This window comes from Pantoea sp. Ap-870 (genome assembly GCF_011752515.1).
GTDB lineage: Bacteria > Pseudomonadota > Gammaproteobacteria > Enterobacterales > Enterobacteriaceae > Pantoea > Pantoea dispersa.
The window spans coordinates 1-23546 of sequence record NZ_VWXG01000012.1; the positions used below are offsets into that span (position 1 = coordinate 1).

At 58.4% G+C, this 23546-nt stretch carries 23 protein-coding genes; 12 read left to right on the forward strand and 11 right to left on the reverse strand.

Going from position 1 to position 23546, the window contains the following annotated elements; genetic code table 11:
• Positions 1–148: 148 nt before the first annotated feature.
• The 5 genes from mnmE to rpmH form a co-directional block, all read right to left on the reverse strand.
• Positions 149–1513 (reverse strand): tRNA uridine-5-carboxymethylaminomethyl(34) synthesis GTPase MnmE, encoded by a 1365-nt coding sequence (mnmE, locus tag F3J41_RS21630; RefSeq protein WP_088516155.1) that lies wholly within the window; start codon positions 1511–1513, stop codon positions 149–151.
• Between the two features lie 81 nt (positions 1514–1594).
• On the reverse strand, positions 1595–3241 hold the full coding sequence (gene yidC, locus F3J41_RS21635) for a membrane protein insertase YidC (protein WP_021506916.1): 1647 nt from the start codon (positions 3239–3241) through the stop codon (positions 1595–1597).
• Between the two features lie 2 nt (positions 3242–3243).
• Positions 3244–3501, reverse strand: a complete 258-nt coding sequence (yidD, locus tag F3J41_RS21640; RefSeq protein WP_071813586.1) for a membrane protein insertion efficiency factor YidD — start codon at positions 3499–3501, stop codon at positions 3244–3246.
• Positions 3465–3824 (reverse strand): ribonuclease P protein component, encoded by a 360-nt coding sequence (gene rnpA, locus F3J41_RS21645; protein ID WP_040679622.1) that lies wholly within the window; start codon positions 3822–3824, stop codon positions 3465–3467. Before rnpA ends, yidD begins: the two co-directional genes overlap by 37 nt.
• A gap of 15 nt (positions 3825–3839) precedes the next feature.
• Positions 3840–3980 (reverse strand): 50S ribosomal protein L34, encoded by a 141-nt coding sequence (rpmH, locus tag F3J41_RS21650; RefSeq protein ID WP_000831330.1) that lies wholly within the window; start codon positions 3978–3980, stop codon positions 3840–3842.
• 601 nt (positions 3981–4581) lie between these two features.
• Here rpmH and dnaA point away from each other — a divergent pair.
• The 11 genes from dnaA to F3J41_RS21705 all read left to right on the forward strand — a co-directional run bounded on the left by dnaA (position 4582) and on the right by F3J41_RS21705 (position 18207).
• Positions 4582–5985, forward strand: a complete 1404-nt coding sequence (gene dnaA / locus F3J41_RS21655) for a chromosomal replication initiator protein DnaA (RefSeq protein ID WP_031279599.1) — start codon at positions 4582–4584, stop codon at positions 5983–5985.
• A 5-nt stretch (positions 5986–5990) separates the two neighbouring features.
• Complete coding sequence (gene dnaN / locus F3J41_RS21660; RefSeq protein ID WP_010617831.1) at positions 5991–7091, forward strand: DNA polymerase III subunit beta; 1101 nt, start codon at positions 5991–5993, stop codon at positions 7089–7091.
• 179 nt (positions 7092–7270) lie between these two features.
• The gene (gene recF, locus F3J41_RS21665) at positions 7271–8356 is read left to right on the forward strand and encodes a DNA replication/repair protein RecF (RefSeq protein ID WP_166712407.1); all 1086 of its coding nucleotides are present in this window, start codon (positions 7271–7273) and stop codon (positions 8354–8356) included.
• A gap of 17 nt (positions 8357–8373) precedes the next feature.
• Positions 8374–10782 carry a DNA topoisomerase (ATP-hydrolyzing) subunit B gene (gene gyrB / locus F3J41_RS21670; protein ID WP_058758200.1) on the forward strand — a complete coding sequence of 803 codons (2409 nt, stop codon included), beginning with the start codon at positions 8374–8376 and terminating at the stop codon, positions 10780–10782.
• 173 nt (positions 10783–10955) lie between these two features.
• Positions 10956–11765, forward strand: a complete 810-nt coding sequence (yidA, locus tag F3J41_RS21675) for a sugar-phosphatase (protein WP_058758197.1) — start codon at positions 10956–10958, stop codon at positions 11763–11765.
• 216 nt (positions 11766–11981) lie between these two features.
• Entirely contained in the window at positions 11982–12680 is a 699-nt protein-coding gene (locus tag F3J41_RS21680) for a FadR/GntR family transcriptional regulator (protein WP_058770730.1), read from the forward strand.
• Positions 12677–13555 (forward strand): 2-dehydro-3-deoxygalactonokinase, encoded by an 879-nt coding sequence (locus tag F3J41_RS21685; RefSeq protein ID WP_132466920.1) that lies wholly within the window; start codon positions 12677–12679, stop codon positions 13553–13555. The genes F3J41_RS21680 and F3J41_RS21685 overlap by 4 nt, the downstream gene beginning before the upstream one ends.
• On the forward strand, positions 13539–14156 hold the full coding sequence (locus F3J41_RS21690; RefSeq protein WP_166712409.1) for a 2-dehydro-3-deoxy-6-phosphogalactonate aldolase: 618 nt from the start codon (positions 13539–13541) through the stop codon (positions 14154–14156). The genes F3J41_RS21685 and F3J41_RS21690 overlap by 17 nt, the downstream gene beginning before the upstream one ends.
• Positions 14153–15301, forward strand: a complete 1149-nt coding sequence (gene dgoD / locus F3J41_RS21695) for a galactonate dehydratase (protein WP_021506906.1) — start codon at positions 14153–14155, stop codon at positions 15299–15301. The genes F3J41_RS21690 and dgoD overlap by 4 nt, the downstream gene beginning before the upstream one ends.
• Positions 15302–15545: 244 nt before the next feature.
• Positions 15546–16838, forward strand: coding sequence for an MFS transporter (locus F3J41_RS21700; protein ID WP_166712411.1), 1293 nt, complete (start codon positions 15546–15548; stop codon positions 16836–16838).
• Positions 16839–16944: 106 nt separating this feature from the next.
• Positions 16945–18207, forward strand: a complete 1263-nt coding sequence (locus F3J41_RS21705; RefSeq protein WP_166712413.1) for a DUF3748 domain-containing protein — start codon at positions 16945–16947, stop codon at positions 18205–18207.
• Here F3J41_RS21705 and F3J41_RS21710 read toward each other — a convergent pair.
• Positions 18185–18544 (reverse strand): YceK/YidQ family lipoprotein, encoded by a 360-nt coding sequence (locus tag F3J41_RS21710; RefSeq protein ID WP_040679624.1) that lies wholly within the window; start codon positions 18542–18544, stop codon positions 18185–18187. The two genes, F3J41_RS21705 and F3J41_RS21710, sit on opposite strands and share 23 nt — an antisense overlap.
• 285 nt (positions 18545–18829) lie before the next feature.
• Here F3J41_RS21710 and ibpA point away from each other — a divergent pair, with 285 nt between their 5' ends.
• On the forward strand, positions 18830–19246 hold the full coding sequence (gene ibpA / locus F3J41_RS21715) for a small heat shock chaperone IbpA (RefSeq protein ID WP_010617843.1): 417 nt from the start codon (positions 18830–18832) through the stop codon (positions 19244–19246).
• 58 nt (positions 19247–19304) lie between these two features.
• On the opposite strand, the gene F3J41_RS21720 is transcribed toward ibpA, so the two are convergent.
• Genes F3J41_RS21720 through F3J41_RS21740 form a run of 5 tightly spaced genes read right to left on the reverse strand, consistent with a single transcriptional unit; the run spans position 19305 to position 23539 of the window.
• A complete protein-coding gene (locus tag F3J41_RS21720; protein ID WP_021506902.1) occupies positions 19305–20210 on the reverse strand; it encodes an EamA family transporter in 906 nt (301 codons plus the stop codon).
• Positions 20211–20231: 21 nt separating this feature from the next.
• Positions 20232–20732, reverse strand: a complete 501-nt coding sequence (locus F3J41_RS21725) for a YbaK/EbsC family protein (RefSeq protein ID WP_166712415.1) — start codon at positions 20730–20732, stop codon at positions 20232–20234.
• 26 nt (positions 20733–20758) lie between these two features.
• A complete protein-coding gene (locus F3J41_RS21730) occupies positions 20759–21559 on the reverse strand; it encodes a hypothetical protein (RefSeq protein WP_166712461.1) in 801 nt (266 codons plus the stop codon).
• 4 nt (positions 21560–21563) lie between these two features.
• A complete protein-coding gene (locus F3J41_RS21735; protein ID WP_059010254.1) occupies positions 21564–22274 on the reverse strand; it encodes a class II glutamine amidotransferase in 711 nt (236 codons plus the stop codon).
• Positions 22262–23539, reverse strand: a complete 1278-nt coding sequence (locus F3J41_RS21740) for an acetyl-CoA carboxylase biotin carboxylase subunit family protein (protein ID WP_150059689.1) — start codon at positions 23537–23539, stop codon at positions 22262–22264. The genes F3J41_RS21735 and F3J41_RS21740 overlap by 13 nt, the downstream gene beginning before the upstream one ends.
• Positions 23540–23546: the final 7 nt, after the last annotated feature.

Consider the following 23546-nt stretch of genomic DNA (forward strand, 5'->3'; position numbering starts at 1 on the left):
CCGGGGATGAATCTACGAAGCAGGCTTTATGCCCAGGGGGCGCCCCCATCTCACCAGCAACTTCCCGATGATCAGTCGGGGATCATCATACCCGGAGGAGAATGATCGGGATATAAGGGGCGCCATTTATGGCGACCTGTGACGGCGACTATTTACCAATACAAAAGCTGGAGAAAATCCGGCCCAGCAGGTCGTCGGAGGTAAACTCGCCGGTGATTTCGCTCAGCGCCTGCTGCGCCAGCCGTAGCTCTTCGGCCAGCAGTTCGCCCGCCCAGGCTCCCAGCAGCTGCTCTTTGCCCTGCTGTAAGTGAGTGGCTGCTAACTCCAGCGCCTGCAGATGGCGGCGACGCGCGAGGAAGCCGCCTTCCATATTGCCGGCGAAGCCCATGCTCTGTTTCAGGTGCTCGCGCAGCGTATCGACGCCAGCGCCGGTGCGCGCCGACAGGCGAATAAGTGAGTGGCCATTTACTTCTGTCAGGCCCAGCGTTTCACCGGTCATGTCCGCTTTATTACGTACCACCGTAATTGGCAACGCGGCTGGTAAGCGCGCCACGAAATCAGGCCAGATGGCGGCGGCTTCAGTGGCGTCAGTGGTGGTGCCATCCACCATGAACAGGACGCGATCCGCCTGCTCAATCTCCTGCCAGGCGCGTTCAATGCCGATACGTTCCACTTCGTCGCTGGCTTCACGCAAACCGGCGGTATCGATGATGTGCAGCGGCATGCCGTCGATGTGGATGTGCTCGCGCAGCACGTCACGCGTGGTGCCGGCGATATCCGTGACGATCGCTGCTTCGCGTCCGGCCAGTGCGTTGAGCAGGCTCGATTTTCCGGCGTTGGGACGACCGGCAATCACCACCTTCATCCCTTCACGCAGCAGGCTGCCCTGACGCGCTTCGGCGCGCACGCCGTTGAGATCGCCGATCACCGCATTCAGCTGCGCTTCGATTTTGCCGTCGGAAAGGAAGTCGATCTCCTCATCCGGAAAATCAATCGCTGCTTCCACATAGATGCGCAGGTGAGTAAGTGCTTCCACTAACGCATTAACGCGCAGTGAAAAGGCACCCTGCAGCGAGTTGACGGCGGAGCGGGCGGCCTGCTCGGAGCTGGCATCAATCAGATCGGCAATCGCTTCTGCCTGCGCCAGGTCGAGCTTGTCATTCAGAAAGGCGCGTTCCGAGAACTCGCCCGGCTGCGCAATGCGCACACCCGGCAGCGCCACGATGCGCTTCAGCAGCAGATCGAGAATCACCGGACCGCCGTGGCCTTGCAGTTCCAGCACATCTTCACCGGTGAAGGAGTTCGGACCCGGGAACCACAGCGCGATGCCCTGATCCAGCACGCTGCCATCAGCATCGTTAAAGGGCAGATAGTCGGCGTAGCGCGGCTTCGGCAGCTTGCCCAGCACGGCCTGCGCCACTTCAGCGGCTTTGCCACCGGAAATACGCAGAATACCGACGCCACCACGGCCGGGAGGCGTCGCCTGGGCAACAATAGTGTCACTGTGGCTCATAAGTACCTTCTTCCAAAAAAAAACAGGGCGGCATAAATGCCGCCCCTGGAGATGTTGCGTCCTGCTCAGCGTTGCCGGGCGTTACGCTTTCTTCTTGTCGCGGCTGTGTAAACCACGCTTTTCCAGCCCGCGATAAATCAGCTGCTGCTGGAGAATGGTTACCAGGTTGCTGACGATGTAGTACAGCACCAGACCTGACGGGAACCACAGGAAGAACACGGTAAAGATAACCGGCATGTAAGTCATGATCTTCTGCTGCATCGGATCGGTCACGGTGGTCGGTGACATCTTCTGAATGAAGAACATGGTGATACCCATGATGACCGGCAGAATATAGTACGGGTCCTGCGCGGACAGGTCATGGATCCACAGTACAAACGGAGCATGACGCAGTTCAACGGAACCGGACAGCATGTAGTACAGCGCCAGGAAGATTGGCATCTGGATAACCAGTGGCAGACAGCCGCCCAGCGGGTTCACTTTCTCCGCCTTATACAGCGCCATCATCTCCTGGCTCTGCTTCTGCTTATCATCACCCAGACGCTCACGCATAGCCTGAATCTTCGGCTGCAGCATACGCATCTTGGCCATCGAGGTGTACTGCGCTTTGGTCAGCGGGTACATGATGCCACGCACGATGAAGGTGATAACGATAATGGAGAAGCCCCAGTTACCGATAAAGCTGTGCAGGAACTTCAGCAGCTTAAACAGCGGCTGAGAGATGAACCACAGCCAGCCGTAATCCACGGTCAGATCGAGGTGCGGCGCGATAGCGGCCATTTTGTCCTGGATTTCCGGACCGACCCACAGGGTGGCACCGAGATCCTGCTGCGCGCCGGCGGCGATGGTCACCGGCGCCGACTTATAGCCGATTGCCGCCACACCGTTGCCGAGATTGCTGGTGTACAGCGTATTGTTACCCTGAGTGCGCGGCACCCATGCGGTCGCAAAGTACTGCTGCAGCATCGCCACCCAGCCGTTGCTGGTGGTGGTGTTCAGGTTCTCGTTATCAGCGATGGTATCGAATTTGTATTTTTCATACTTCGCATCGCTGGTCGAGTAAGCGGCACCACGGAAAGTGTGCAGCGCAAAGTTATTGCTGCCGGTATCGCGATGCTTCGGCAGATCGATCGTCTGCTTCAGCTGACCAAACATCGCCACTTCCAGCGGCTGCTGCGAGGCGTTATTGATGTTGTAGTCGACGTTAACCGCGAATTCGCCACGTTTGAACACGAAGGTTTTGGTATAAACCACGCCGTTCTCACCGGTCCAGCTCAGCGGCACGCGCAGCTCGGTCTGGCCATCGGCCATCTCGAAGTGATCCTGGGAAGCGGTATACAGCGGACGTGCGCCGTTGTTCGGGTTATCCGGACCGTTACGGCCGGTTAAGCCGCTCTGCGCCTGATAAACGAAGGCCGGAGTGGTTTCCAGCAGCTGGAACGGTGCGTCTGAACCCAGTTTGTCCGGGTAAGTCAGCAGCTGTGCCTGCTCGATATCACCGCCGCGGGTATTAATGTTGAGTGACAGGACATCAGTCTTAACGGTGATCGTTTTGCCCTGGCCGCTAGCCGGCACGCCGGAAGAGGCGGCATCACCCGCTGCGCTGCTTGTGTTCTGCGTGGTCTGGGTCTGCTGTGGCTGCGGAGCGTGGTCCGTCTGCCAGGCTTGCCAGATCATAAAAGACACGAACAGAAAAGCGATGAGAAAGAGATTGCGTTGCGAATCCATCGTTAATGTTCTCTGGTATCAAAGGTTTTTGGCGGCACCGGATCGTCGCCACCCGGGTTCAAAGGGTGGCATTTTAATACGCGTTTAATCGTCAACCAACTGCCTTTTAACATGCCGAAGCGGCGTACAGCTTCCACCCCATACTGCGAGCAGGTGGGATGGAACCGGCAATGAGGTCCCAGCAGTGGGCTGATGGCGCGTTGATAAACGCGTATCAGGGCGATCAGGAGCCGCGCGCCAGGCGACAGTGACGACGCCATAATTTCTCCAACGCTTCCGTCAGTGCACGGTTATCGAGGTCAGCAATCCCTTTTTTCGCCACGATGACAAAATCCATCGGCGGCAGCTCGTGTTGACGCAAACGAAAGCTTTCGCGGGTCAATCGCTTGATCCGGTTGCGTTCATGGGCGCGTTTCACGTGCTTCTTGGCGACGGTAAGACCGATGCGGGGATGCCCCAGCGAATTAAGGCGGCCGAGGATGGTGATTTGCGGCGTGCCAGCCCGAAGAGGTTGCTGGAAGACGAAAGTGAAATGAGCGGGAGTTAACAAACGTAACTCCCTGGGAAATGCGAGCTTAACCACGAGGGTTAGCTTTTATTACTTAGAAACGGTCAGACGAGCACGGCCTTTAGCACGACGACGTGCCAGAACCTGACGACCATTTTTAGTAGCCATACGAGCACGGAAGCCGTGAGAACGGTTGCGCTTCAGTACGGACGGTTGAAAAGTGCGTTTCATGGCGATTTCTACCTAAACTTGAAAAATTTCACTGGGTGACGCGTTTTCGGGCCAGTAAAACGACCGACGCCTCAATGTGTCTTTAATAAAGAGGCGAGATTGTAATAATTGTACAGTCCGGAGTCAATTTACTTCGCTGGGCGCGAGACCTGAAAACTCTGATACAGCCCGCTAATTCCGGGCATCAAAGCTTCACGCGCCAATGCCGGGTGGGGAATTATACGGGCTATAAAGGAAAGCGCAAGGATCGTCCAGGATCTTCTTGCGATCGCCGCGCCGATCGTGACGGCAAAAATGCGAGCGCGGTGGAAAATTTCTCGCTTTCAGCCTGATCCCCGCTCGCTTTTTCCGCAGACGGCGTAAACTGATGCATGCCTGGACACCCTGTGGATAAAATGGATCAAAACTGTGTAGAAAGGGAAGATCTCTGAGGCGCTTTGCGCTATGATCCGCCCTTCCGCTGACGATCCTCCTTGCGATCGCCGGGGATGACTACCGCGGATAGCGGTCGCAGGCGCTTTCTGACCGCCTGTGTCAAAAAAGACAGTTTCTATTATTAGCGCCTGAAATTCTTATCGATTTTGTACGAGTGGAGTCCGCCGTGTCACTTACGCTTTGGCAACAGTGTCTTGCCCGTTTGCAGGATGAGCTTCCTGCCACCGAATTCAGCATGTGGATTCGTCCGCTGCAGGCTGAATTGAACGACAATACGCTGGCCTTGTATGCACCAAATCGGTTTGTACTCGACTGGGTTCGGGATAAATATCTCAATAGTATCAATGGGCTGCTGAATGAATTCTGCGGTGCGAACGTGCCGCTGCTGCGTTTTGAGGTCGGCACGCGCCCGGTTGCGCCGGTGGCTGCTACGCAACCCGCCATGGCCAGCAGCGTCAGCGCGCCCGCACCGGCTGAGAATCGTCCGGCACCGGCACAGCCGCTGCGCCCGAGCTGGGATTCGGTTCCGGCACCGGCTGATGTGACCTACCGCTCGAACGTGAATAACCGCCACAACTTCGACAACTTCGTTGAAGGTAAGTCCAACCAACTGGCGCGCGCGGCGGCACGTCAGGTGGCGGATAATCCTGGCGGCGCTTATAACCCGCTGTTCCTGTATGGCGGCACCGGCCTCGGCAAAACGCACCTGCTGCACGCGGTGGGCAACGGCATCATCGCGCGCAAGCCGAATGCCAAAGTGGTTTATATGCACTCTGAACGCTTCGTGCAGGATATGGTGAAAGCGCTGCAGAACAACGCCATCGAGGAGTTTAAGCGCTACTACCGTTCGGTGGACGCGCTGCTGATCGATGATATTCAGTTCTTTGCCAATAAAGAGCGCTCGCAGGAAGAGTTTTTCCACACCTTTAACGCGCTGCTGGAAGGTAATCAGCAGATCATCCTGACCTCGGATCGTTACCCGAAAGAGATCAACGGGGTGGAAGATCGTCTGAAATCACGCTTTGGCTGGGGATTAACCGTGGCGATCGAGCCGCCTGAGCTGGAGACGCGTGTCGCGATCCTGATGAAAAAGGCGGACGAAAACGACATCCGTCTGCCGGGCGAAGTGGCCTTCTTTATTGCCAAGCGTCTGCGCTCTAACGTGCGTGAGCTGGAAGGGGCACTGAATCGCGTGATTGCCAATGCCAACTTTACCGGCCGTGCCATTACCATCGATTTTGTGCGCGAAGCGCTGCGCGACCTGCTGGCACTGCAGGAAAAGCTGGTGACCATCGACAACATCCAGAAGACGGTGGCCGAGTACTACAAAATTAAAGTGGCGGATTTGCTGTCGAAGCGCCGTTCGCGCTCGGTGGCGCGTCCGCGTCAAATGGCGATGGCGATGGCCAAAGAGCTCACCAACCACAGCCTGCCGGAAATTGGCGATGCGTTTGGTGGCCGTGACCATACCACCGTGCTTCATGCCTGCCGTAAAATCGAGCAGCTGCGTGAAGAGAGCCACGACATCAAAGAAGATTTCTCTAACCTCATTCGAACATTATCTTCCTGACGCATATGAAATTTATTGTTGAACGTGAGCAGTTGCTGAAGCCGCTGCAACAGGTGAGTGGCCCGCTTGGCGGACGCCCGACGCTGCCGATCCTCGGAAATTTACTGCTGCAGGTGAATGAAGGCACGCTGCTGCTGACCGGTACCGATCTTGAGATGGAGATGGTGGCGCGCGTGGCGCTGACCCAGCCGCACGAACCGGGCGCGACGACCGTGCCGGCGCGTAAGTTTCTTGATATCTGCCGTGGTCTGCCTGAAGGCGCAGAGATCAGTCTGACGCTGGAAGGTGACCGCATGCTGGTGCGCTCCGGCCGCAGCCGCTTTTCGCTGTCGACGCTGCCAGCCAGCGACTTCCCGAATCTCGACGACTGGCAGAGCGAAGTGGAATTCACGTTGCCGCAGGCCACGCTTAAACGCCTGATTGAAGCCACGCAGTTCTCAATGGCGCATCAGGATGTGCGTTACTATCTCAACGGCATGCTGTTTGAGACCGAAGGCGAAGAGCTGCGCACCGTTGCCACTGACGGCCATCGCCTGGCGGTCTGTTCGATGCCTGTCGGACAGGCGCTGCCGAACCATTCGGTGATCGTACCGCGTAAAGGTGTGATTGAGCTGGTCCGTCTGCTGGACGGCGGTGAGACGCCGCTGCAGGTGCAGATTGGCAGTAGCAACATTCGCGCGCATGTCGGCGACTTTATCTTTACGTCGAAGCTGGTTGATGGCCGTTTCCCGGATTATCGCCGCGTGTTGCCGAAGAATCCAGACAAAGCACTGGAAGCGGGCTGTGATCTGCTGAAACAGGCTTTTGCCCGCGCGGCAATCCTGTCGAACGAGAAGTTCCGCGGCGTTCGCATCTATATCACCGAAAATCAGCTGCGCATCACCGCCAATAACCCGGAGCAGGAAGAAGCAGAAGAGATGCTGGACGTGTCGTACAGCGGCACCGAGCTGGAGATTGGTTTTAACGTCAGCTACGTGCTGGATGTGCTGAACGCGCTGAAGTGCGAAAACGTGCGTCTGCTGCTGACGGATTCGGTTTCCAGCGTGCAGATTGAAGATGTAGCCAGTCCGGCTGCGGCCTACGTCGTGATGCCCATGCGCCTGTGATCATCTGGCGGGCTAACTTACTCGCTATTTTGCACCCGGGCAGTGCTCGCCCCTGGTCACATACTTCAGTATGCTCCCAGGGTCTGTGCGCTGGCCGTGCGCAAACTAGCTTCGCCGTTAACGCCCTCGATTGCAGGGTTAGGTGAACACCACTTCTTAATGCGCAGCTGGATTCGTTCATGGCTTTAACCCGCCTCCTGATTAAAGATTTTCGTAATATCGAGCAGGCCGATCTCACGCTGGCGCCGGGCTTTAATTTTCTTGTGGGCGCCAACGGCAGCGGTAAAACCAGCGTGCTGGAGGCGATTTATACACTGGGCCACGGCCGCGCATTCCGCAGTTTGCAGGCCGGACGCGTAATTCGTCACGATCAGGACGCGTTTGTATTGCACGGGCGGATTGAAGGCAGCGAGCGCGAGCTGGCGGTCGGCCTGAGTAAAAACCGCGCCGGCGACAGCAAAGTCCGCATCGACGGCAGCGACGGCCATAAAGTCGCCGAGCTGGCGCAGCTGCTGCCGATGCAGCTGATTACGCCAGAGGGGTTTACTTTGCTCAACGGCGGCCCCAAATACCGTAGAGCCTACATCGACTGGGGCTGCTTTCATGCTTATCCCGGTTTCTTTCTGGCCTGGAGCAATCTGCGTCGCCTGCTGAAACAGCGCAACGCGGCGCTGCGCCTGGTCGCGCGCTACAGCCAGATCCGGCCATGGGATCAGGAGCTGGTGCCGCTGGCAGAACAGATCAGCGCCTGGCGCGCTGAATACAGCGCAGCCATTGCCAGCGAAATCACCGTCACCTGCAGCCAGTTTTTACCGGAGTTTGCGCTGAGCTTCTCCTTCCAGCGTGGCTGGGACAAAGAGAGCGACTTCGGCGAGCTGCTGGAGCGCAACTTCGAGCGCGATCGTGCGCTCACCTACACCGCCAGCGGTCCGCACAAAGCCGATTTTCGGATTCGTGCTGAAGGCACGCCGGTGGAAGATTTACTCTCACGCGGTCAGTTAAAGCTGCTGATGTGTGCGTTGCGGTTAGCGCAGGGCGAGTACCTGACGCGCAGCAGCGGACGTCGCTGTTTATACCTGATTGACGACTTCGCCTCCGAGCTGGATGACACCCGTCGTCGCCTGCTGGCGGAACGCCTGAAAGCCACGCAGGCTCAGGTGTTTGTCAGCGCCATTGGTGTCGAGCATGTAATCGATATGAGTGACGAAAAGGGCAAGATGTTCCGCGTGGAACAGGGTAAAATAGCGGTTCAACCTGAAGATTAAATGAGCGAGAAACGTTGATGTCGAATTCTTATGACTCCTCAAGTATCAAAGTCCTGAAAGGGCTTGATGCGGTACGCAAACGCCCGGGTATGTACATCGGCGATACGGATGACGGCACCGGTCTGCATCACATGGTATTCGAGGTCGTGGATAACGCCATCGACGAAGCGCTCGCCGGCCACTGTAGTGATATCGTGGTCACCATCCATGCCGACAACTCTGTCTCCGTACAGGATGACGGCCGTGGTATTCCGACCGGTATCCACCCGGAAGAGGGCGTCTCTGCTGCCGAAGTGATCATGACCGTACTGCATGCCGGCGGTAAGTTTGATGACAACTCTTATAAAGTTTCCGGTGGTCTGCACGGCGTCGGCGTATCGGTGGTGAACGCCCTGTCGCAGAAGCTGGAACTGACCATTCGTCGCGACGGCAAAGTGCATCAGCAAACCTACGTGCACGGTGTGCCGCAGGCGCCGCTGGCGGTGACCGGCGATACCGACGCTACCGGTACGCGCGTGCGTTTCTGGCCGAGCCACGATACGTTCACCAACGTCACCGATTTTGAATATGAAATCCTGGCGAAGCGTCTGCGCGAGCTGTCATTCCTTAACTCCGGCGTGTCGATTCGCCTGGAAGACAAGCGCGACGATAAAAACGATCACTACCACTACGAAGGTGGTATCAAAGCGTTCGTTGAATATCTCAACCGCAACAAGAACCCGATTCACCCCAATGTGTTCTACTTCTCCACCGAAAAAGACGGTATCGGCGTTGAAGTTGCGCTGCAGTGGAACGACGGTTTCCAGGAAAATATCTACTGCTTCACCAACAATATTCCGCAGCGCGACGGCGGAACGCACCTTGCCGGTTTCCGCGCGGCGATGACGCGTACGCTCAACGCCTACATGGATAAAGAAGGTTACAGCAAAAAAGCCAAAGTCAGCGCTACCGGTGACGACGCGCGTGAAGGGCTGGTGGCAGTGGTTTCGGTCAAGGTGCCGGATCCGAAATTCTCTTCTCAGACCAAAGACAAGCTGGTCTCTTCCGAGGTGAAATCGGCGGTGGAACAGCAGATGAACGAACTGCTGAGCGAATACCTGCTGGAAAATCCGTCTGACGCCAAAATCGTGGTCGGCAAAATTATCGATGCCGCGCGTGCGCGTGAAGCCGCACGTCGTGCACGTGAAATGACCCGCCGTAAAGGCGCGCTGGACCTGGCGGGCCTGCCGGGCAAGCTGGCGGACTGTCAGGAGCGCGATCCGGCGCTGTCTGAAATCTACCTGGTGGAGGGTGACTCTGCAGGCGGTTCCGCCAAGCAGGGACGTAACCGTAAGAACCAGGCGATTCTGCCGCTGAAAGGTAAAATCCTTAACGTGGAGAAAGCGCGTTTCGACAAAATGCTCTCTTCACAGGAAGTTGCCACGCTGATCACCGCACTGGGCTGCGGTATCGGCCGCGATGAGTACAACCCGGACAAGTTGCGCTATCACAGCATCATCATCATGACCGATGCGGACGTCGATGGTTCGCACATCCGTACGCTGCTGCTGACCTTCTTCTATCGCCAGATGCCGGAAATCATCGAGCGTGGCCACGTCTACATCGCGCAGCCACCGCTGTACAAGGTGAAGAAGGGCAAGCAGGAGCAGTACATTAAAGATGACGACGCGATGGACCAGTATCAGATTGCCATCGCGCTGGACGGCGCAACGCTGCACACCAACGCCAGCGCACCGGCGCTGGGCGGCGAGCCGCTGGAAAGCCTGGTGGCGGAATACAACAGCACCCAGAAGATGATCAAGCGTATGGAGCGCCGCTTCCCGTCTGCGCTGCTGCGCGCGCTGGTTTATCATCCAACCCTGAGCGATCTCAGCGATCAGACAGCAGTGACCGCATGGCTGGAGAGCCTGGTGGCTTACCTGAACGAGCGCGAAGCGCATGGCAGCAGCTATGTGGCACAGGTGCGGGAAAACCGCGAACAGCAGCGCTTTGAGCCGGTGCTGCGCGTGCGTACTCACGGTGTAGATACCGATTATCCGCTGGACAGCGAGTTCATTGACGGCGCGGAATACCGCAAAATCTGTGCACTCGGCGCGCATCTGCGTGGTTTGATTGAAGAGGATGCCTATATCGAGCGCGGCGAGCGCCGTCAGCCGGTTGCCAGCTTCGAGCAGGCAATTGACTGGCTGGTGAAAGAGTCGCGCCGCGGTCTGTCAGTGCAGCGCTATAAAGGTCTGGGCGAGATGAACCCGGATCAGCTGTGGGAAACCACCATGGATCCGGACAGCCGCCGCATGCTGCGCGTCACCATCAAAGACGCCATCGCCGCCGACCAGCTGTTCACCACGCTGATGGGCGATGCGGTTGAACCGCGCCGCGCCTTCATCGAAGAGAACGCGCTGAAAGCCGCCAACATCGATATCTGATATCGCAAAACCCTTCCCAAACGGAAGGGTTTTTTGTTTTAATCACCGCTATTAATTCCCTCCTGAGCACCAACCTCTTTGTTCGCAACGCATCTTCCGCTGCCGATTAACTGGTCAATGTGAGCTGAATCGCGCTAGCATTAAAGCCAGACCCTGAATTAACCGAGGACGTTATGGCGATAAAACTGATTGCGATCGATATGGACGGCACGCTGCTGAATCCGCAGCACGAAATCACGGCGGGCGTCAAAGCGGCGATTGGTCGGGCGCGGGATAAAGGTGTGTCGATCGTGCTGGCCACCGGACGCCCGTTTGTTGGTGTGGAGCGCTACCTGATGGAGCTGGATCTGCGTCAGCCGGGGCAGTATTGCATCAGCAACAACGGCGCACTGGCGCACAGCGCGGACAGCGGTGAGGTGGTGGCTGAGAAGACGCTTGGCTTTGATGACTATCTCTACCTGGAACAGCTGGCGCGCGACCTTGGGGTACATTTTCAGGCGTTCGACAAATCCTTCCTCTACACGCCAAATAAAGACATCAGCGAATACACCATCCATGAAGCCAGCCTGACCGGCATTCCGGTGCGCTATCGCGCCGTAGAGGAGATGGACCCGGCGACGCGCTTCCCGAAACTGATGATGATCGATAAACCGGAGCTGCTGGATAAAGCCATCGCCGCCTTACCGGCGCGCGCCCGCGACAGTTATACCATTCTGAAAAGTGCACCTTACTATCTCGAAATCCTTAATCCGCTGGTCAATAAAGGCTACGGCGTAAAAATGCTGGCGGAGAAACTCGGCCTGCAGCCGTCAGAAGTGATGGCGATTGGCGATCAGGAAAACGATCTGGCGATGATTGAATACGCCGGCACCGGCGTGGCGATGGGCAATGCGATTGACTCCGTGAAGCAGATTGCGCAGTTCGTGACGAAGACCAATATGGAAGATGGTGTCGCGCACGCCATTGAAGAGCTAGTGCTGTAACCCTCCTCTGATGCGGGCGGCGTTCTGCTGCCCGTCAGTTCTCTGCTGAATTTTTTGCTGCCAGTGTGCCGGCGGGTTGTCTGTTTTGTGATCCATATTGTAGTACAAACAATATATATGGTACTACAATCGCCGCTACAGGATGCGTCAGGGATTGGGCTTTGCACTACGAAAGCAGTAATCTGATTTCTCACGCCTTTCATGGAATCGAACACTATGACGCAGGAACCACTGAGTAAAACAGAGCGCATCATCCAGACGCTGGGTGAAGAGATTGTTGCCGGAAAATATGTGCCGGGCGCCGCGCTGCCGGCGGAAGCGGAGCTGTGCGAGCGATTTTCAACCTCGCGCAACATTATCCGCGAAGTGTATCGCTCCCTGATGGCTAAACGCCTGATGGAGATGAAGCGCTACCGCGGCGCGTTTGTCACTTCACGTAACCAGTGGAACTATCTCGACAGCGATGTACTGCAGTGGGCGCTGGCGCACGATCACGATCCGCGCCTGATTGCGGCCATGAACGAGGTGCGCGTGCTGGTGGAGCCGCAGATTGCGCGCTGGTCGGCCGAGCGGGCAACATCGACCGATCTGGCGGCGATTGAGCTGGCCTACAACGAGATGGTGGCCAACCACCTCAACCGTGATGCCTTTAACGACGCAGATATCCGCTATCACGAAGCGGTGATGGCCTCGGTACATAACCCGGTGCTGCAGCAGCTCAATGTGGCGATCAGCCAGCTGCAAAAAGCGGTGTTTGCGCAAACCTACATGGCGGACTCCGGCAACATGCCGCGCACGTTAGCCGAACATAAAGCGCTGTTCGATGCCATTCGTCACCAGGATGGCGATGCGGCGGAACAGGCGGCGAAGGCGATGATTGCCAGCTCAACCGCCCGACTCAAGGAGATCTTGTGACCCGTTATATCGCCATTGACTGGGGCTCCACCAACCTGCGCGCCTGGTATTACCGCGCCGGTGAATGCGTCGATGAGCGCCGTTCGGAAGCGGGTGTGACGCGCCTCGGCGACCGCACGCCTGCTCAGGTGTTTGCCACCATTACCGACGGCTGGCCGGTGGCCGAAGTCCCGGTGATCATGGCCGGTATGGTGGGCAGCAACGCTGGCTGGCTGGCAGTGCCTTATCTCGCCTGTCCGGTGGCGCTCAATGCATTAAGCGATCGCCTGACCTGCGTGGAAGGAAAAGCGTGGATTGTGCCGGGACTGAGCGTCGAACGTGACGACAACTACAACGTAATGCGCGGTGAAGAAACCCAGCTGCTCGGCGCGGTCACGCTGCAGCCCGCGCCGCTGTATGTCATGCCGGGCACGCACGCCAAGTGGGTGCAGATGGAACAGGATCGCGTCATCGATTTCCGCACCGTGATGACTGGCGAGCTGCACCATTTATTGCTGAAGCAGTCGCTGATTGGTGCCGGTTTACCTGTGCAGGAAGCCAGTCCGGACGCGTTCCGGGACGGTTTGCAGATGGGCAGCCACGACCGCTCAATTCTGGCGCGCCTGTTTGAAGTGCGGGCCGCCCACGTGCTCGGCGCGCGCGATCGGCGCCATATCAGTGATTTTCTCTCTGGCCTGTTAATCGGCCATGAAGTAGCGCAGATGACGCAGCAGTTAACGCATAGCCGCCAGCCGATTGTCATTATCGCTGGCAGTGAACTGGCACAGCGTTATCAGCAGGCGCTGGCCTTTATCGGAACAGATTCAGTCACGCTGGAGGGCGATCGCGCTTTCCAGCACGGAATAAGGAGTATTGCGCATGTCCTGGCCCACTAAACTTCCGCTGATCGCCATTCTGCGTGGCATCACGCCGGATGAAGCTGAAGCGCACGTCGCGGCGTTAATCGACGCCGGTTTCGATGCGATTGAAATTCCGCTCAACTCGCCAGAGTGGGCGAAAAGTATCGGCGCGATGGTGCAAACCTTCGGCGATAAAGCGCTGATCGGTGCCGGCACCGTGCTGCAGGTGACGCAGGTCGATCAGCTGGCGGCGCTCAACAGCAAGCTGGTGGTGACGCCCAATACCGATGCCGCGGTGATTCGCCAGGCCGTGGCGCACGGCATGCTGGTTGCCGCAGGCTGTGCCACCGCCAGCGAAGCCTTCACCGCGCTGCAGGCTGGGGCGCAGGCGCTGAAAATTTTCCCGTCGTCGGCGTTTGGTCCGGGCTACATCAAAGCGCTGAAAGCGGTGCTGCCGCCGGAGGTGCCGGTCTTTGCCGTGGGCGGCGTCACGCCGGAAAACCTGCATGAATTTATCGCCGCCGGTTGCGTCGGGGCTGGCCTGGGCAGCGATCTCTATCGCGCCGGTCAGCCGCTGTCGCGCACCGTGGAGAAGGCCCGCGCATTTATTGCTGCCTATAAGGACGCTGTACGATGAAAATTACGAAACTGACCACTTATCGCCTGCCGCCGCGCTGGATGTTCCTGAAAATCGAAACCGATGAAGGCATCATCGGCTGGGGCGAGCCGGTGATTGAAGGGCGCGCGCGCAGCGTCGAAGCGGCGGTGCATGAGCTGTCGGAATATCTGATTGGGCAGGATCCGGCGCGGATTAATGATCTGTGGCAGGTGATGTATCGCGGCGGTTTTTACCGCGGCGGCCCGATTTTAATGAGCGCCATTGCCGGTATCGATCAGGCGCTGTGGGATATTAAAGGCAAAGCGCTGGGCGTGCCGGTGTATCAGCTGCTGGGTGGTCTGGTGCGTGACAGCATCAAAGCATACAGCTGGGTAGGCGGCGATCGTCCGGCTGAAGTGATTGATGGCATTAAGAAATTACGTGGTATCGGCTTTGACACCTTCAAACTCAACGGCTGCGAAGAGATGGGCATCATCGACAATTCTCGTCAGGTCGATGCCGCTGTTAACACCGTAGCGCAGATCCGCGAAGCCTTTGGCAGTGACATTGAGTTTGGCCTCGATTTCCACGGTCGCGTCAGCGCGCCGATGGCCAAAGTGCTGATCAAAGAGCTGGAGCCGTATCGCCCGCTGTTTATTGAAGAACCGGTGCTGGCCGAGCAGGCAGAATACTATCCGCGCCTGGCGGCGCAGACGCACCTGCCGATTGCCGCAGGCGAACGCATGTTCTCCCGCTTCGAGTTCAAGCGCGTGCTGGAAGCCGGTGGGCTGGCGATTCTGCAGCCGGATCTGTCGCACGCCGGCGGCATCACCGAATGCTACAAAATCGCGGCGATGGCCGAGTCCTACGACGTGGCGCTGGCGCCGCACTGTCCGCTGGGGCCGATTGCGCTGGCTGCCTGTCTGCATGTCGACTTCGTGTCGCGTAACGCGGTGTTCCAGGAGCAGAGCATGGGCATTCACTATAATCAGGGCGCTGAACTGCTCGATTACGTGATCAATAAAGATGATTTTAAAATGGATGACGGCCATTTCTATCCGTTAAATAAACCCGGCCTCGGTGTGGAAATTAATGAAGAGCTGGTGATTGCGCGCAGTAAAAATGCGCCAGACTGGCGTAACCCATTATGGCGCTTTCCGGATGGATCGGTAGCCGAGTGGTAATAACCGTGGTATTGCGCCCGGTCGCTGCGTTTACCGATTTATAACAGCGCCGATTATCAGGCGATTAAACATCTGACTATTTAAACTATGTGCGGAATATATAAGGCACAGGGCAGCGCTCAACCTGTTTTCACCGCGCTGCCAGTTTGCCGCAGCTGCGGCTTTTATCTTCGATAACCTTACCCTGCGTTGGCTGCGGCGTGTTTCGGCACGTCCGCCAGCTGACATCTGACGGAGAAACACCATGGATCTCTCTGCTGTTCAGGCGAAACCTACGCGTCGCCGTTATATTACGCTGCTGATGATTTTTATTACGGTGGTCATTTGTTATGTCGATCGCGCTAATTTAGCCGTGGCCTCGGCGCATATTCAGCAGGAGTTTGGCATCAGCAAAGCAGAAATGGGGTATGTGTTTTCTGCTTTTGCCTGGTTATATACGCTGTGCCAGATTCCCGGCGGCTGGTTTCTCGATCGCGTAGGTTCACGCCTGACCTATTTTATTGCTATTCTCGGCTGGTCGGTGGCGACGTTATTACAGGGATTCGCCAGCGGCTTATTATCGCTGATAGGTCTGCGCGCCATTACCGGTATTTTTGAAGCGCCGGCTTTCCCGACCAATAATCGCCTGGTTACCAGCTGGTTCCCGGAACAGGAGCGCGCTTCGGCCGTCGGTTTTTACACCTCCGGTCAGTTTGTCGGCCTGGCGTTTCTCACGCCGCTGCTGATCTGGATTCAGGAACTGCTGAGCTGGCACTGGGTGTTTATCATCACCGGCGGCATTGGCATTGTCTGGTCGCTGGTGTGGATGAAGGTTTATCAGGCGCCGAGCCAGAGCAAAGGCATCAATCAGGCCGAGCTGGATTACATTCGTGCCGGTGGCGCGATGGTCGACGGCGATGCACCCGGCGAGAAAAAAGCACGCGTTAAACTCACCGCGGCCGACTGGAAACTGGTGTTTCATCGCAAGCTGTGCGGCGTGTATCTCGGCCAGTTTGCAGTGACCTCAACGCTGTGGTTTTTCCTTACCTGGTTCCCCAACTACCTGACGCAGGAGAAACATATTGCCGCGCTGACGGCCGGCTTTATGACTACCGTGCCGTTTCTCGCCGCCTTTGTTGGCGTGATCCTCTCCGGGATGGTGGCCGATCGTCTGGTGCGCAGTGGTCGCTCGCTCGGTTTTGCCCGCAAGACGCCGATCATCTGCGGCCTGCTGATCTCCACCTGCATTATGGGCGCAAACTACACCAACGATCCGCTGTGGATTATGGTGCTGATGGCGCTGGCCTTTTTCGGCAACGGGTTTGCGTCCATCACCTGGTCACTGGTCTCGTCACTGGCGCCGGTACGCCTGATTGGCCTGACCGGCGGCATGTTTAACTTTATCGGCGGCCTCGGTGGCATCACGGTACCGCTGGTGGTGGGGTATCTGGCGCAGGATTACGGCTTTGCGCCCGCGCTGGTGTATATCTCCGTCGTTGCGCTGATTGGCGCGCTCTCTTACATCCTGCTGGTGGGGGATGTGCAGCGCGTGGGCTAAGCTTCCGGGTGCGCATGCCTGCGCACCCGCATTAGCTGCTCAGCTTTTGCTTAACTGAACGGCATCACGTAATTTGTCCGGCAACGGTTACATCTGAGGTTGCCCCATGTCAGAAAAACAACTCACCTTTACTCAGCGCCATCATCAGCTGACCAATATCAACGTCTGGACCGCCGACAGCCAGTGGCTGGCATTTGATGTGCGGCCGTCCGGCGCCTCGTTTACCAGCCTGACCATTGAGCGCGTCAACGTGCATAGCGGCGCGGTCGAGGTGCTGTATCAGGCGCGCGATGGCGCGCACGTCGGCGTGGTAACCGTGAGTCCGGATCTGCCGCCGCGCTATGTCTGTATTCATGGGCCGGAGCATCCCGATGCGCACTGGCATTATGACTTTCATCACCGGCGCGGCGTGATTGTTCAGCAGGGCATCGCAGAGAACCTCGACGCCTGCGATATCACCGCGCCCTACACTCCGGGTGCGCTGCGTGGTGGCTCGCACGTGCATGTGTTCAGTCCGGATGGCTCGCGGCTGAGCTTTACCTATAACGATCACGTGATGCATGAGCGCGATGTGCGTGACGACCTGCGCAACGTCGGCGTGGCGGTGCCGCTGCATCCGGTGTGCCCGCCAAAACAGCATCCGCGCGAATATGACGGCAGCCACTACTGCGTGCTGGTGAGCCACACCCGGCGCGATCCACAACCGGGCAGCGATCAGATTGACCGAGCCTATGAAGAGTGCTGGATTGGCGCGCGCGGCTATCAGAAAGCGGACGGCAGCTGGCAGCGCTGGGCCATCGCCTTTATCGGCGATACGCGCAATGCCAGTGGTGAAAAAGTGCCGGAAGTGTTTGTGGTCGATCTGCCTGAGGCGCTGGCGGACTATGCCAGAGCCGGCAATGCGCCGCTGCAGGGCACGGCAGAGCAACTGCCGGCACCGCCGGCTGGCGTGCAGCAGCGGCGGATCACGTACAGTAAAGGGCTGGCGCTGCAGCCGCGCCACTGGTTGCGCGCTGCGCCGGATGGCAGCGCGATCGCCTTTTTGCAGGCTGACGAGCAGGGCATTGTGCAGCTGTGGACGGTCTCACCCAACGGTGGCGCGGCGCGTCAGATCACCTCACTGCGCAGCAGCATTCAGTCTGCTTTCAGCTGGCAGCCGGACGGTACGGCCATCGCCTTTATCTGTGATAACAGCGTGATGCGGTGTGAGATAGCCAGCGGAAAGTGTACGCGCCTTACCGCGCGCAGCGCGCAACCGCCGGGCGGCGACGCGGTGGTGTGGTCGCCGGACGGGAAGCAGATCGCCTACATGCGCGAGGTTGACGGCTGGCGACAGCTGTTCTGCGTCAGTGCGATTCCGCCGGCATAGCCGCCGCGGTGGCCAGGCTGGCTTGGGTGCCAGCCATCTTCTCGCTCTGCAGCACGCGTTCGCGCGGCGAATCTTTGGTTTTATCGTCGTCGGCGCGGAAGTAATCCCACGGCAGCAGCAGCGTATCCATCACCGCCGAGAAGGGCAGATCGATCAGCGCCAGCGGTTTAATCGCCCAGCTGGTATTGTCATCGGTCAGCATCTCTGCGCTGGCGCGCGTGCCGGGGTAGTAACCCTGGCTGGCACCGGTATGCGACATCACGCTGGAGCAGCCTGATGTGGCACAGGCGCAGCAGACCAGCAGGCCGGTGAGTGGAAAGCGTTTCATCATTTTCATCATCATCATCCCTACAGTCATGGCATGGCCCTGGCTGGAGTGTGTCACCTAACATCCGCATAACTCTGTGGTTATGTCCTTCCCGTCAGGCGAGGCGTCCCCTGAGTGTATGCCATATCGTCAGAATTGCTGCAAAAAAAAGCGCATTGACCCTTGAAAGCGACCTGAGCGCACCCATCTTTAAGCTACGGTCACGACGCGGTCGCCGACAGGGACACCGACGGGCCGGACAACCTGTCCATGGTGGAAGGTTGCCAAAACTTGCTGATTATCAGGAGTCTTATTATGCGTAACTTTGATCTCTCTCCGCTTTATCGTTCTGCTATTGGTTTCGACCGTCTGTTTAACCTGCTTGAGTCCAACCAAAACCAGGCTAACGGCGGCTACCCTCCGTACAACGTCGAGCTGGTAGACGAAAACCACTATCGCATCACCATTGCCGTCGCCGGCTTTGCGCAGAGCGAACTGGATATCACCGCCCATGACAACATGCTGGTGGTGCGCGGCGCCCACCCTGAAGAGCAGCAGGAACGTAAATACCTGTACCAGGGCATCGCAGAACGTAACTTCGAACGCAAATTCCAGCTGGCCGATCACATCGTGGTGCGCGATGCGCGTCTCGAACTGGGCCTGCTGAGTATCGATCTGGAACGCATCGTCCCGGAAGAGGCGAAACCACGCCGGATTGAAATCCTGAAATAAGGCTAACGAAGTAAAGAAAAACGCCGCTGCAACGCGGCGTTTTTTTATGGCTGCATCATCAGGTACGTACCAGCAGGCGCTGGCTCACCATACCGCCAAACACATTCACCAGCAGCCCGAGAATGATCACCGACGCGCCGAGAATCTCCTGCGCCGACAGAGTTTCACCGAGGATCAGCGCGGCGCTGAGAATGCCGACCACCGGCACCAGCAGCGACAGCGGCGCCACGCGCCAGGTTTCGTAGCGGCTGAGCAGATTGCCCCAGATGGCGTAGCCAATGATGGTGGCGAAAAACGCCAGATAGAGCAGCGCCAGCACCGTCTGCAGCGAAATATCCAGCAGGCTGGTGACAATGGCGGATTCGCCCTCGAACCACCACGAACAGGCAAAGAACGGTGCAATCGGCACCAGCGCGCTCCACACCACCAGCGACATCACCGGCACCTTGCGGTTGCGCAGGATAATCTTGTTAGTGATATTGCCCAGCCCCCACGACAGCGCCGCCGCCAGCGTCAGCATCATGGTGGTCAGCGTGATGCCCGCGGTTGTCTGGCCCTCCATACCGGCGGTTGCCAGCATAAACATGCCGAGCGTGGCGACCAGAATGCCGGCGATGTGGTTCCAGCGCAGCTTCTCGGCCAGCAGCAGCGCGCCGAGCAGCAGGGTGAAAAATGCCTGCGCCTGCAGCACCAGCGAAGCCAGCCCGGCTGGCATGCCAAGCTTGATGGCGAGGAACAGAAACGCGAACTGACCAAAGCTGATGGTCATGCCATACACCACCAGCCAGCGCAGCGGAATTGCCGGACGACGCACGAAAAAGATCGCCGGAAACGCCACCAGCGTAAAACGCAGTCCCGCCAGCAAAAAGGGCGGCATGCCCTGCAAACCCAGCTTAATCACCACAAAATTTACGCCCCACGCCACCACGACGCACAGGGCTAACAACATATCTTTCACGGACATACGCATTCCTCAGCGCGGCAATCAGGCGGTTGCCGTCACCGGTGTGGCGATCTCTGCACCGCAGTCATCGCCGATCAGTCGAAAATAATCATCCACATCCAACGCTACCGAGCGGTCCAGCGCACCGGCGTTAAACCACAGCGTCCCGACATCACGCAGCCGCGCATCCACGCGCAGCGCCAGTCGGTCATCAAAACTAAACGGCGGCACCGCGCCCATCACGCACTGCGTCAGCACTTGTGCCTGCTCAGGGGTGGCAAACGTCGACTTCTTACCGCCAATGGCACGCGCGGCGTGTTTGAAGTTGATTTTGCAGTCGCCGGGTACGATCGCCAGCAGATAGCGCGGCGCGGCACCGTCCGGCATAGTGACTTCCAGCACCATGGCTTTGGCCGCCTGCTGGAGATCGTTTCCGCGGATAGCGCTGATCACCTCGGTCTGGCCGATGGCCTCATGCTCCACCACGCGGTAGCGGGCCTGCTGCGCATCCAGCAGCGCAATCACTTTGTCATAGGTTGTCATACTGTCTTCCTCGTCTAAGGCCGGGATTAACTCCAGGCAATGGCGTGCTTCATTTTTTTGTCGGTCAGGCCAAAGAAAAAGCCCATGGTGATGCGCGTGTCGCCTTCAACGCGATCGATTTCATGATAAAACGCGGGATTAAACAGATAGATATCGCCACTGCGCGGCGCGAACTCGCAGGTCTCGCTGCCGGCGATGACGCCGCTCTGGTAGCCCAGCTCGCCGGGCGTTTTAAAGCGCTCGTCTTCCGGCTGCCATTTCTTATTGAAGATGCGCAGCGCGCCGCCGGCGTTGCACTCCTGCAGGCACACGACGCAGCTCAGCTGATGCAGAATGTGCGTCACCGCCAGACCGCTGCCGGCGGCATCGCGCACGATGTTGTCGTTATGCAGCGGATTAGCGACGCCGTCAGCGTGGAAACGCACAATCGAGCCGGCGTAATCACCCAGTGCCGGTTCGTTGGCGGTTTGCAGACTCTCAAGGCGCAGCGCATGCTGCACCCAGTGGTAAATCTGCGCGCGCAGGGCGTGCAGCGAGGCCGGCAGCGCTGGCTGGATGTCGCGCAGTTCGGTGAAATAGTTTTCCGGCGCGGCGGTGTGCTTCGCCAGATACGGGCCGAGCGTGGTCAGCGCGCCATTTGGATAGTGAGAAACCCGTACCTGCTCGCGGCACTGCTGGAGATCAGCCACCACCGCGTTGCGCACCTCTGGCGTGAGGAAATTGCGCAGCACCAGCAGCGGCACGCGCGCGGTGACGATGTCATCCAGCCAGGTGCTTTCGACGAACATGTTGGGGTTAATGACGCGAATCTGATTGAAAATGGCCATGGGTTCACTCTCCAAAAGGAATTTCATGAAGTTCATGGTTGCTCATACGGTGCCATGCTGACGCCGTGCCCAGTGTTGAAACAGGTTCAGAGGAAATAAAGGTGCTGTTGTTCTGCTGACAACGATGCAGGGTGAAATAGTCGGGATAGGGCGTGTCATCAGGATGCCATTGCCACGCCCACGCCTTATCCTGGGTGACGAAAATGGCGTTCGCCGCGCTGCCACCTGGCGCCACCCGGGCCATTTTTTCGCGCAGATAGTCGCGGGTGAAATCGGCGGGCGTGATGCGATCGACGATATATTCCAGATACTCGGCGGAATCAAAACGCGACTGCGCCATGCCGAGCTGCGCATAAACGGTCGGCAAAAAGCCGTTGTGCATCATGTACCACTGAGTGGTGCCGCTGGTGCGCTGCAGCGGATGGGAGAACGCAATGCCGTGGTTTTTGCTCAGCGTGGCGTGACGCACGTGCACCGCCAGAAAGCGGCTGTGCTGCATGCGCGTGACGTCAATGCCTGGCAGGGCTTCGGCAAAGGTGCCGGTACCGTGCAGCGTACGGATCTGACCGTGCTCCAGCCACAGACAGCCCCAGCCGTTGGGATGTTGTTTAATCGGGCCATCGTGCGCGGCGGTTTCACCGCAGCTCATGGCGCGTGCGGCGTCCAGTACCGCAGCGGCGTCAAACTGGCCGTGTGCCAGAATCATTCTGCACATAGTAAATCTCTCCGTGAGGTCAAAGCGGGAACAGCAAGAAGGGCGTGAAACACCGCCAGAATTTCGTCGCGGCTAGCGGCAGGCAGACGCAGCGTGGCGAGAATCCCGGCGTGGCGCGTCAGATCGGCGTACAGCGATGAGCGCGGCGAGACCTCCAGCGCCGGTAAGTTGAGCGGTGGCAACAGCTGGCCGCGCTGATGCTCGGCAATCCAGCGCCCGGCGGCGTCATATTGCAGCCGCTGGCGCAACCGCAGCCGGCCGACGGCCTGTGACGGTGAGGCGAAGTGCAGTTCAGGCAGGCCGCGTCCGGCTTCAACCTGAAAGGCCACCTCGGCCCAGTTGATGCCGGTGACCTCTTCCACCAGGTTCACCACGCCCATGCCGGACAGGCGAAAGCCCATTTCGAGAAAGTGCGGTTCGCCGTTTACCATAATGAAATCAATGTGAAAAGCGCCGCGCCGGTAGCCGAAGGTTTCACAGCAGAAGCTCATCAGGCTGGTGAAGGCGGCGGGCAGCTGCTGCGCCGCCATCGCCACATGGCCGGATTCGTAAAAGCTGATACAGCCGTCGGCCTCGGTATGCTGCTCAATCACCTTCTGGCAGCAGGTCAGCGCCACCGCGTGTCCATTCTCCACCACGCCCTGCAGCGAATATTCGTCGCCGGCCAGCCAGCTTTCGACGATAAAGCCGGTAAAGCCGCGTCCGCCATAGTTCATGGTGTCGAGCAGCCGGGCAATCACCGCATCCAGCTGGCTGGCCTCTTCCACCAGCCAGATGCCCAGCCCGCCGCCGCCGTCGACCGGTTTGATCACGCAGGGGTAGAGCAGCGCATCCCGCGCGTCGCCAATACTGAGCGGCGAAGCAAAGAAGCGGAACTCCGGCTGGGGAAAACGCGGCCAGGCTTTGCGCAGCGCCATGCGCTGTGCGTATTTATCCGGCGGGATAAAGCCCGGACCGGCATCCGGGCCGGCCAGCAGTTCACGCACCCGGCCAGCGCTGGCGTTGTAAGCCTCAAAACCGGCCAGCACCACCTGTGGATGCTCCAGCAGACCGGCGTGCAGACAGGCATTGAGGACATCCCACGGGTTTTCCGGGCGATCGAGACGCACAATCAGATCGAACGGCAGGGCGATGCTGAGCGATTGATAGTCGACAAAATCCCCCATTTCGGCCAGTACAGTAAAATAGCCTTCGCGTTTTGCCACCGCGCAGTAGGGATTTTGCCCGTCGCGCGTGGCGCCAATCTGCAGAAAAATCTTTCTCATCGCGTCG

Excerpts from the sequence above, each read along its gene's own strand:
- dgoD (WP_021506906.1), top strand. The coding sequence starts at position 14,153 with ATGAAAATTACGAAACTGACCACTTATCGCCTGCCGCCGCGCTGGATG.
- recF (WP_166712407.1), top strand. The coding sequence starts at position 7,271 with ATGGCTTTAACCCGCCTCCTGATTAAAGATTTTCGTAATATCGAGCAG.
- F3J41_RS21680 (WP_058770730.1), top strand. The coding sequence starts at position 11,982 with ATGACGCAGGAACCACTGAGTAAAACAGAGCGCATCATCCAGACGCTG.
- F3J41_RS21740 (WP_150059689.1), bottom strand. The coding sequence starts at position 23,539 with ATGAGAAAGATTTTTCTGCAGATTGGCGCCACGCGCGACGGGCAAAAT.
- yidA (WP_058758197.1), top strand. The coding sequence starts at position 10,956 with ATGGCGATAAAACTGATTGCGATCGATATGGACGGCACGCTGCTGAAT.
- F3J41_RS21735 (WP_059010254.1), bottom strand. The coding sequence starts at position 22,274 with ATGTGCAGAATGATTCTGGCACACGGCCAGTTTGACGCCGCTGCGGTA.
- rpmH (WP_000831330.1), bottom strand. The coding sequence starts at position 3,980 with ATGAAACGCACTTTTCAACCGTCCGTACTGAAGCGCAACCGTTCTCAC.
- F3J41_RS21710 (WP_040679624.1), bottom strand. The coding sequence starts at position 18,544 with ATGAAAATGATGAAACGCTTTCCACTCACCGGCCTGCTGGTCTGCTGC.
- gyrB (WP_058758200.1), top strand. The coding sequence starts at position 8,374 with ATGTCGAATTCTTATGACTCCTCAAGTATCAAAGTCCTGAAAGGGCTT.
- F3J41_RS21725 (WP_166712415.1), bottom strand. The coding sequence starts at position 20,732 with ATGACAACCTATGACAAAGTGATTGCGCTGCTGGATGCGCAGCAGGCC.
- dnaN (WP_010617831.1), top strand. The coding sequence starts at position 5,991 with ATGAAATTTATTGTTGAACGTGAGCAGTTGCTGAAGCCGCTGCAACAG.
- yidD (WP_071813586.1), bottom strand. The coding sequence starts at position 3,501 with ATGGCGTCGTCACTGTCGCCTGGCGCGCGGCTCCTGATCGCCCTGATA.
- yidC (WP_021506916.1), bottom strand. The coding sequence starts at position 3,241 with ATGGATTCGCAACGCAATCTCTTTCTCATCGCTTTTCTGTTCGTGTCT.
- mnmE (WP_088516155.1), bottom strand. The coding sequence starts at position 1,513 with ATGAGCCACAGTGACACTATTGTTGCCCAGGCGACGCCTCCCGGCCGT.
- F3J41_RS21705 (WP_166712413.1), top strand. The coding sequence starts at position 16,945 with ATGTCAGAAAAACAACTCACCTTTACTCAGCGCCATCATCAGCTGACC.
- F3J41_RS21720 (WP_021506902.1), bottom strand. The coding sequence starts at position 20,210 with ATGTCCGTGAAAGATATGTTGTTAGCCCTGTGCGTCGTGGTGGCGTGG.
- F3J41_RS21690 (WP_166712409.1), top strand. The coding sequence starts at position 13,539 with ATGTCCTGGCCCACTAAACTTCCGCTGATCGCCATTCTGCGTGGCATC.
- F3J41_RS21700 (WP_166712411.1), top strand. The coding sequence starts at position 15,546 with ATGGATCTCTCTGCTGTTCAGGCGAAACCTACGCGTCGCCGTTATATT.
- F3J41_RS21730 (WP_166712461.1), bottom strand. The coding sequence starts at position 21,559 with ATGGCCATTTTCAATCAGATTCGCGTCATTAACCCCAACATGTTCGTC.
- ibpA (WP_010617843.1), top strand. The coding sequence starts at position 18,830 with ATGCGTAACTTTGATCTCTCTCCGCTTTATCGTTCTGCTATTGGTTTC.